Genomic DNA, 7,806 nt, shown 5'->3' on the forward strand with positions numbered 1-7,806 from the left:
ACATCATGGCACGCGGAAAAGACCGCGCCTGGCAACGCATGTTGTCCGGCAGGCGGCTCGATATTCTCGATCCTTCCCCGCTTGATGTCGAGTTGAGCGACATTGCCCATGGGCTGGCGCGCGTGGCACGCTGGAACGGCCAGACGCAGGGCGATTATCCGTTCTCGGTGGCGCAGCATTCGGTGCTGGTGCTCGATCTGTTCAACGAACACAATCCCGACGCGACCCCGGCGCAGTTGCTGCATGCCCTGCTCCATGATGCCCCCGAATACGTGATGGGCGACATTATCTCGCCGTTCAAGGCGGCGATGGGCGGCAATTACAAGGACGTCGAGAACCGCCTGCTCGGGGCGATCCATCTGCGCTTTTCGCTGTCAGCCATGCCGCCGGCAACCCTGGTCAAGCAAATCAAGAAAGCCGATCGGGAAGCGGCGTATTTTGAAGCAGTTCACCTCGCCGGGTTCGCAGCGGAAGAAGCGCGCAAGTTTTTCGGCGAGCCCAGCCTGCCTGAATTTGATCTGGAAGAGTTCAACCGCCTGATCCGGCCCTGGCCGACGCGCGAGGCGCATGATCGCTTCGTTGCGGCCTTCGAAGAACTGAGCGCACTGCTGTAAAGCCGGGGTTTTCAGGCAATTACACTGTCACAATCCGATCGCGCTGAACTGTACGGCCCAGCCCGAATGCTTTGGGCCTGTGCAGATTAACGCTAATCTACAATGCGCTTTGCCTGGCTACCCCGGATGGTTGATAAAGCCTTAACGCTTGATCGATAACCGCTTCATTCCGGGACACAGTCATGAGCAAGACCATCCGACGCCTGCTGCTTGGGGTGAATTTCGCCGTCGCCTGTGGCGTCGGTTTTCTGGTGCTGGCGGCGGCTAACATCATTCCGGTTTTCGCCGATGAGCCGGGTCCACAGGGGTTTGACGCATCAAAGCTGCTGCACCTTGGCAGCCAGGATTTCACGATCGATAGTACCGTCTCGACGGCGCCGCTCGGCATTGCCCGGATCAAGAAGGTCGAGCGCGGCCATGTCAGCTATGTGGACTTGATCACCACCTCCACTGGCACCTATTCCACCGACGTTTTGACCTCGTCGAACGTCAGCTATCCGGGCGTAGAAAATAAGCACGATACCCAGGCGGGTATGCTGTCGTTCTGGGGTCCGACTGGCTGGATGCTGCTCGCGCATGATGCAGCGTCTTCGACGATCTATCTCAAGACCAGCACCGGCCGTGTCATCAGCAATGGCGATGTTAGCTGCATCATTGGCAAATATTCGACCGTCTGCTGATTTAGCCGAACAGCCAGCCGCGCTTGAAGCGATAGAATACGTGCATGCCGATCTGGGTGATCTTGTGCATGCGAGGCGCCCAATCGGGGCTGACGTAAGTGGCGTGATAGTGCGTCGCATCTTCCACTTCAGTCAGGTACAATTCGCCGTCGGTGACTTTGACGGCGATGTCCTGCGCCTGCTTCCAGGCAGTGCGGTCGGTCACGACCTCTGGAATGCCATCGCAGGCGAAGGAGAACTGGCAGGCGTTGCGCTGTGACTGGTTCTGGAACACCACGCCGCAAATTGTGCTGGGATAGAGCCGGTGCTTGGTGCGGTTCATCACCACCTGCGCCACCGCCACCTGACCACGATAGCTTTCGCCGCGCGCTTCAAAATAGATCGCCGTCGCTAGGCACCACAATTCCTTGTCGGACACCACCACGGCGTTGCCGGTGGCATAGTCGCCGGTGACCGGCGCGATGGCGCGGGCATAAGCAAGCTGTTCGGAGGGCCGCATCGGCGTTGGGGCGTTGCCTTGCGGCGCCAGCGCGTCGATGGCGTTGAGGGCACCGATCGCGCTCGGATCGATCGCCGCGACGGACATGCGGGGGCCCTCGCCTTCGGGATTGGGCAGCTTGCCACTATCAGCGACGTGCGACTGACCCGGCAGCGTTGGATCGGATGGGCCGGAGCGCAGGGATGCCAGTTGCAGGCGCGCAGCCTCAAAGCCCTGCGAAAAGCTGGCGACGTCGATCTGCGGCTTGTAGCGGTCGGTCTTTTCGGCCCGGTTGGGACCGGAGAAGCTGCCGGTTTCAAACAGATTGCCAACGGAGCCGGTAATGATGGCGTCGGTGCCGGAATAATGGATACTGGCCTGATCGGGTGGCGGGACCACAAGCCCCAGTTCGCCCAATGGGCCGGACGACGGGCCAACTGCCGCGCCGGTGAGGCTGGCATAGCCCAGGGCAACGAACAGTCCCAGTGCCAGTGTCCTGGCGACAGGATGGTGCCGACGAGCCGCTCTGGCGGCGTGCTGGTGCACGACCGACCGGTGTAGAAGGGCCATAAACGCTACTCAACTCAACGCAACAAAACTAATCGTCGGCAAAAATGACGCTAGAAAGCCGACACTGTGATGATGCGCTATTAGGGTTAGCAGCGCGTAAACGCGGATGGCGAAACGCTGGAATGGCCGGATTGCGGGCCTTTAGTTACATCAGGCCGAAAATGCAGGGTTAACTGCCAAAACCAAGGGGCAGGCCGTTTTGCTGGGATTCTGTCTCGATATTGCAGTCGACACCCTCCCCCTTATGGGGAGGGAGCAAGGGTGGGGGTGGGTGAGCCACCATATCGTGCCTCTCATCACCCCTCCCAGCCTCCCCATCGAGGGGAGGTGCCGGGCTTGTGGGTGGCCTAGATCGTCACCATCCAATGCCACCGCCCTATTCTAAATCCGGCACTTCGCCATAGCGAACCAGTTCGACCGGATCGCCAAACTCGCCCAGATCCGGATCGGCGGTACGCGACCAGGCGATGACCCCGGCATGCTTGCTCGACAGATCGCGGGCGAAGCGCTTGGCGCGGTCTTCAGTTTCGAACTGCATCGGGTCTATGGCTGGACCAAGCACACCATCCTCGCCGGCATCGAAGGCCAGCACGACGATCAATTTTGGATTGGGTGTGTTCATCGCCCTACTCGCAGGCTGACCGAATGGGAGCGACCTGCGCCGCCGCGCCATCGACGCGAAACCGCACCGAGAGCGAGCGGTAGCTAAACGGCGTGGTGCGGACCGACAGATTGGTGGCGCCTTGCAGCGTATCCAGAAACGCGCCGACAGCACCATTGCCATTGATCAGCATGGAGAGATTGTCCGGCGACACCGGCAGCGTCGTGGTGCGCGCCGGTTGCACATCGGGCTGCAAGGTTATCCCTGAATCCTTGCCGGTTGCCGATAGCGTATGGCCGGCAAAAGCAAAGGCGACGCTGAGTTTGCCCGCAGCACAATTCACCGTCATGGTCGCCGGCGCCCGTCCGCTGGGGTAAGCCGAAATATCCTGTTCGGAGCTGAATACCACCGCCATTGTACCGGCAACGGGATCGACTGGGCGGAACAGTCCATCGTAGCAGGTCAGCCGCTCGGTATCGTTGGCCATGGACGCACAAAGCGCCGGCCCCTCCTGGGCGATCGCGGTTGAGGGCGCAAGCAACAGCAGCGGCAAAAACGCCAGAGCCGACAAGGTTTTCACAGTGGCGAAAGTCTCCATCCCTGCGCCCCTTTGCAGGCGCTTGCCCCTATATAGGGCTTCTTGCGCCACAGTTTAAGCCGCGGATTGGGCCAATGTCAGCCGTGCTACCGGCACGCGATAGGGCGAGCAACTGACGTAGTCGACGCCCAGCCCAGCAAAGAACTTGAGCGAAGCCGGATCGCCGGCATGCTCGCCACAGATGCCGATCTTGAGCGTCGGGTTCTTGGCGCGTCCACGCTTGATCGCCTCGCCGATCAATTCGCCCACGCCCTTTTCGTCGATGGTGACGAAGGGGTCGTTTTCATAAATGCCCTTGCGCTGATAGGCAGCGAGAAACGTCGGCGCATCGTCGCGGGAAATGCCGAACGTGGTCTGGGTCAGATCGTTGGTGCCAAACGAGAAGAAATCCACCATCTGGGCAATATCGCCAGCACGCAGGCAGGCGCGCGGCAGTTCGATCATGGTGCCAAAGGAAATCTTGATCCGCTCCGACCGCGCCAGCCCCGAATGGGCAACAATGGCATTGACCTTGTCGCGCACGAATCGAACTTCGGTCGCCGTCGACACGAACGGCACCATGATCTCTACAATCACCGGTTCCGATTGGGTTTCAGCGGCGGCGCGGGCACCGGCCATCGCTGCCTGCATCTGCATCTGCAAGATTTCAGGATAGGTGATGGCGAGCCGCACGCCGCGATGGCCCAGCATCGGGTTGACCTCGGCAATGCGATCGAGCCGCAGCCGCAAAGCCCGGACGGCCAGGCCCAACGAGGCGGCCGTATCGTCGATATCCTCGTCGGTGCGCGGCAGGAATTCATGCAATGGCGGATCGAACAGGCGCACATTCACCGGCAGGCCCTTCATGGTCGAAAACAGCGCCGAATAGTCCCCGGTCTGGAAGTCCACCAGCCCGTTGACGGCGCGCATCCGATCATCTTCATCTTCCGACAGGATCATGCGCCGCAGCGCCACCATGCGCTCGGGTGAGAAAAACATGTGCTCGGAACGGGCCAGGCCAATCCCCTGGGCCCCAAAGCTCAGGGCGGTCTTGGCCGATTCCACGGTTTCGGCGTTGGCGCGCACGGCAATGGTGCGGCTGGCATCGGACCAGCCGAGCAGCGTGCCGATGGCGCCACCGATATGGGGCTGCGCCAATGGCAGGGTCCCCACATAGACGCTGCCGTCCGTACCATCGATGGTCAACCGGTCCCCGGCGCGGAATTCGCGGTCGCCGATACGGCACGACATGTCGGCCACATCCACCGACAGCGTGCGTACGCCGGCGACGCAGGGCTTGCCGGTAATGCGGGCGATCACGCCGGCATGGCTCGACATGCCGCCGCGCGCTGTCAAAATCCCGGTCGCGGCCTTCATGCCTTCGATGTCGGCGGGACCGGTTTCCGTCACCACCAGGATGCAATGCTTGCCGCGGGCATGGATGCGCGCGGCATCTTCGGGCGTGAACACCACGACGCCGCTGGCGGCGCCCGGCGAGACACCAAGACCAGTGGCGATCGGCTTCACCCCATCATTGGAGCGCAGCCGGGGATGCAGCAATTGCGCCATGCGCGCCGGATCGACCCGCGACACGGCGTTCTGCGCCGTCCACACCTTGCGCGATACCCGATCCACGGCAGCCTCAAGCTCGGCAGCTGCTGTCGCCTGGATCGGCCGTGCCGACAAAAACTGCACATTGCCGCGCTTGACCGCCACGAGGCACTCCATATGCCGCCCCGCCTTGGCATCGAGCAGGCTGACCAGCGCATTGACCGATTCGGGCAGTCGCGGCAGCGGCGCGCCATTGAGCGGGCCCGGTCCCAACGCGCCGGAGGTGGCATTGCGGGTGAGGAACTGCTCCAGATCGCCATCTGCGGTGGCCTGCACCAGCACTATCTGGCGCGCCCGGTCCTCCTCCGAGCGCGGCCCGGTCCAGGTGATGTTGGAAAAGCCATAGCTGTCGAAAGCGTTCTTGATCGCCCGGGCCAGCGGCCGCGCCGGATCGACCGAGTCCTCTTCGCTGCTGGGCGCGGCGATGCCGACCTTGGCCGGCATCAGCCCGCCATTGTGGGCGGCAGCGGAGGTACGCACCACCAGTTGCGGCGGCTTGCCATCGGCGCCGACCAGCTTGAACAGGCACGCAACCCAATGGGTGCGCAGGCGGCTGTCCTTTTTGGCGCGTTCCGCCTGCAGTCCATCCCAGGCGGTGCGGGTGATGGCGATGGTTGGAACGGTGGGAAACCCAGCCTCGCCAACGCGGTAAATCCAGCGCGATTTGCCAGTCAGCAGCTTGAGCTGGGCGGCGGACAGGTTTGCTTTCCCCGTGGCCGGGGCGATCGCAAACATTTCCTGGGCCAAGCTCACCGTTCAGTCCTTTAATTTCCAGCCAGGTCATAATGCCCATGCCAGGGTCCGGGAGCAACAAGACTTGACTTGGCGAGCCCTAGAAAGCATCTGAAGTGATATGGAAAAACGGCCACAACTTGACATCCTGCTGTGTGCGCCACGTGGATTTTGCGCGGGCGTCGACCGCGCCATCCAGATCGTGGAGCTGGCGCTGGAGAAATATGGCGCGCCGGTTTATGTGCGCCACGCCATTGTTCACAACAAATACGTGGTCGATGGCTTGCGCGACAAAGGCGCGGTTTTTGTCGAAGAACTCGATGAAATCCCCGATACCGGCGCCCCGGTGGTGTTTTCGGCCCATGGCGTGCCCAAAAGCGTGCCCGCCGATGCCAAAACCCGCAATATGTTCTTCCTCGACGCCACCTGCCCGCTCGTCTCCAAAGTGCATGTCGAGGCACAGCGCCATTTTGCCGAAGGCCACGAAATCGTTTTGATCGGTCACAAGGGTCACCCCGAAGTGATCGGCACCATGGGCCAATTGCCGCAGGGCGCGATTTCGCTGATCGAAACCGTCGCGGATGTGGCCACCTTCACCCCGCGCGATCCACAGACGCTGGCCTTCGTCACCCAGACCACCCTGTCGGTCGATGATACCCGCGAGATTGTCATGGCCCTGCAGGCGCGTTTTCCCGCCATCAACGGGCCGCACAAGGAAGACATCTGCTACGCCACCACCAACCGGCAGGAAGCCATCAAGGCGGTGGCGCCTGAGGTCGACGCGATGATCGTGGTCGGCTCGCCCAATTCCTCCAATTCGCTGCGCCTAGTGGAAGTGGCCGAACGCGCTGGCTGCAAAATCTCGATGCTGGTCGACCGCGCCTCCGAGATCGACTGGAGCCGGTTCGAAGGTATCCGCACACTTGGCGTCTCCGCTGGCGCCTCGGCGCCCGAGAAGCTGGTCGATGAGGTGATCGAAGCCTTCGCCCAGCGCTACGAGATCAAGGTCGAGGCCCGCGTCACCGCGCGCGAGAACATCGCCTTCAACATTCCGCGCGAACTGCGCACGATCGAAGCTGCGGTCGCACGGTGACTCTCGACCTGATCGAAACCGAGCGGCTGGTGCTGGGCGGCTGGCAGATGGACCAGGTCGATGACCTGCTGCGCCTGCATGGCAATCCGGATGTGTCGCGCTACCTCAAGGGCGACGGCTCGCCGTGGACCCGCGCAGAATGCGTCGCGCGGATCGCACTGTGGGTGGATAACTTCGCCAGCCAGCGCATGGGCAAGCTGCGGGTGCGGCGCAAGAGCGACGGCGTCCTGGTGGGCCGCGCCGGGTTTGGCCTACATGGCGAACGGGGCGAGCCGGAAATCGGCTATGCCATGTTCCCCCAATTTCACGGCAACGGCTATGCGACCGAGGCGGCAAGTGCGCTGCGCGACTGGATCTTTCGCGAAACGGACTGGATGTACTTCCTCGGCTTTGCCGATGTGCGCAATGCGCCGTCGCTGGCGGTGCTGACCAAGATCGGCATGGTGCGCACACATGTGGGCGCGGACCACGGGCAGCAGACGCAATTTCACATCATGCATAAAGGTCAACTAGCGGCATGAGTGACACGGTTATCATCCATACCGACGGGGCCTGTTCGGGCAATCCCGGCCCCGGCGGCTGGGGCGCCATCTTGCAGTATGGCGACAAGACGCGCGAGCTCAAGGGCGGCGAGCAGCTGACGACCAATAACAAGATGGAGCTGACCGCGGCGATCGAAGCGCTCAACGCGCTCAAGCGCCCCTGCACCGTCGAGCTGCATACCGACAGCCAATACGTCAAGAATGGCGTGCAGAGCTGGATGCATGGCTGGAAGAAGAACGGCTGGAAGACCGCCGACAAGAAGCCGGTGAAAAATCTAGAGCTGTGGCAAGCGCTGGACGAGGCGACC

The 7,806-nt window shown here is 62.2% G+C and carries 9 protein-coding genes; 5 read left to right on the forward strand and 4 right to left on the reverse strand.

Annotated elements, in window-relative coordinates; translation table 11 throughout:
* Positions 1-5 precede the first annotated feature (5 nt).
* Complete coding sequence (locus ABIT12_RS05240; protein WP_348041884.1) at positions 6-614, forward strand: HD family hydrolase; 609 nt, start codon at positions 6-8, stop codon at positions 612-614.
* A 182-nt stretch (positions 615-796) separates the two neighbouring features.
* Positions 797-1,294 (forward strand): hypothetical protein, encoded by a 498-nt coding sequence (locus ABIT12_RS05245; protein WP_348041885.1) that lies wholly within the window; start codon positions 797-799, stop codon positions 1,292-1,294.
* A gap of 1 nt (position 1,295) precedes the next feature.
* On the opposite strand, the gene ABIT12_RS05250 is transcribed toward ABIT12_RS05245, so the two are convergent.
* From ABIT12_RS05250 to ABIT12_RS05265, 4 genes are all read right to left on the reverse strand, one after another.
* Positions 1,296-2,342, reverse strand: coding sequence for a cell wall hydrolase (locus tag ABIT12_RS05250; RefSeq protein ID WP_348041886.1), 1,047 nt, complete (start codon positions 2,340-2,342; stop codon positions 1,296-1,298).
* A gap of 376 nt (positions 2,343-2,718) precedes the next feature.
* A complete protein-coding gene (locus ABIT12_RS05255) occupies positions 2,719-2,964 on the reverse strand; it encodes a hypothetical protein (protein WP_348041887.1) in 246 nt (81 codons plus the stop codon).
* A 4-nt stretch (positions 2,965-2,968) separates the two neighbouring features.
* The gene (locus ABIT12_RS05260; RefSeq protein WP_348041888.1) at positions 2,969-3,541 is read right to left on the reverse strand and encodes a hypothetical protein; all 573 of its coding nucleotides are present in this window, start codon (positions 3,539-3,541) and stop codon (positions 2,969-2,971) included.
* Between the two features lie 54 nt (positions 3,542-3,595).
* Positions 3,596-5,884 (reverse strand): putative PEP-binding protein, encoded by a 2,289-nt coding sequence (locus tag ABIT12_RS05265; RefSeq protein ID WP_348041889.1) that lies wholly within the window; start codon positions 5,882-5,884, stop codon positions 3,596-3,598.
* Positions 5,885-5,984: 100 nt separating this feature from the next.
* Here ABIT12_RS05265 and ispH point away from each other — a divergent pair, with 100 nt between their 5' ends.
* The 3 genes from ispH to rnhA form a co-directional block, all read left to right on the forward strand.
* Positions 5,985-6,956: a 4-hydroxy-3-methylbut-2-enyl diphosphate reductase gene (gene ispH / locus ABIT12_RS05270; protein WP_348041890.1), complete on the forward strand. Its 972-nt coding sequence runs from the start codon at positions 5,985-5,987 to the stop codon at positions 6,954-6,956.
* A complete protein-coding gene (locus tag ABIT12_RS05275; RefSeq protein ID WP_348041891.1) occupies positions 6,953-7,477 on the forward strand; it encodes a GNAT family N-acetyltransferase in 525 nt (174 codons plus the stop codon). The genes ispH and ABIT12_RS05275 overlap by 4 nt, the downstream gene beginning before the upstream one ends.
* Positions 7,474-7,806 (forward strand): ribonuclease HI (rnhA, locus tag ABIT12_RS05280; RefSeq protein ID WP_348041892.1); only part of this gene is annotated, 333 nt, incomplete at its 3' end. The genes ABIT12_RS05275 and rnhA, both read left to right, overlap by 4 nt.

The sequence above is a fragment of the Devosia sp. genome (assembly GCF_039927955.1).
GTDB lineage: Bacteria > Pseudomonadota > Alphaproteobacteria > Rhizobiales > Devosiaceae > Devosia.

Coding starts and splice junctions, on each gene's coding strand:
- ABIT12_RS05240 (WP_348041884.1), top strand. CDS start 6: ATGGCACGCGGAAAAGACCGCGCCTGGCAACGCATGTTGTCCGGCAGG.
- ABIT12_RS05245 (WP_348041885.1), top strand. CDS start 797: ATGAGCAAGACCATCCGACGCCTGCTGCTTGGGGTGAATTTCGCCGTC.
- ABIT12_RS05250 (WP_348041886.1), bottom strand. CDS start 2,342: ATGGCCCTTCTACACCGGTCGGTCGTGCACCAGCACGCCGCCAGAGCG.
- ABIT12_RS05255 (WP_348041887.1), bottom strand. CDS start 2,964: ATGAACACACCCAATCCAAAATTGATCGTCGTGCTGGCCTTCGATGCC.
- ABIT12_RS05260 (WP_348041888.1), bottom strand. CDS start 3,541: ATGGAGACTTTCGCCACTGTGAAAACCTTGTCGGCTCTGGCGTTTTTG.
- ispH (WP_348041890.1), top strand. CDS start 5,985: ATGGAAAAACGGCCACAACTTGACATCCTGCTGTGTGCGCCACGTGGA.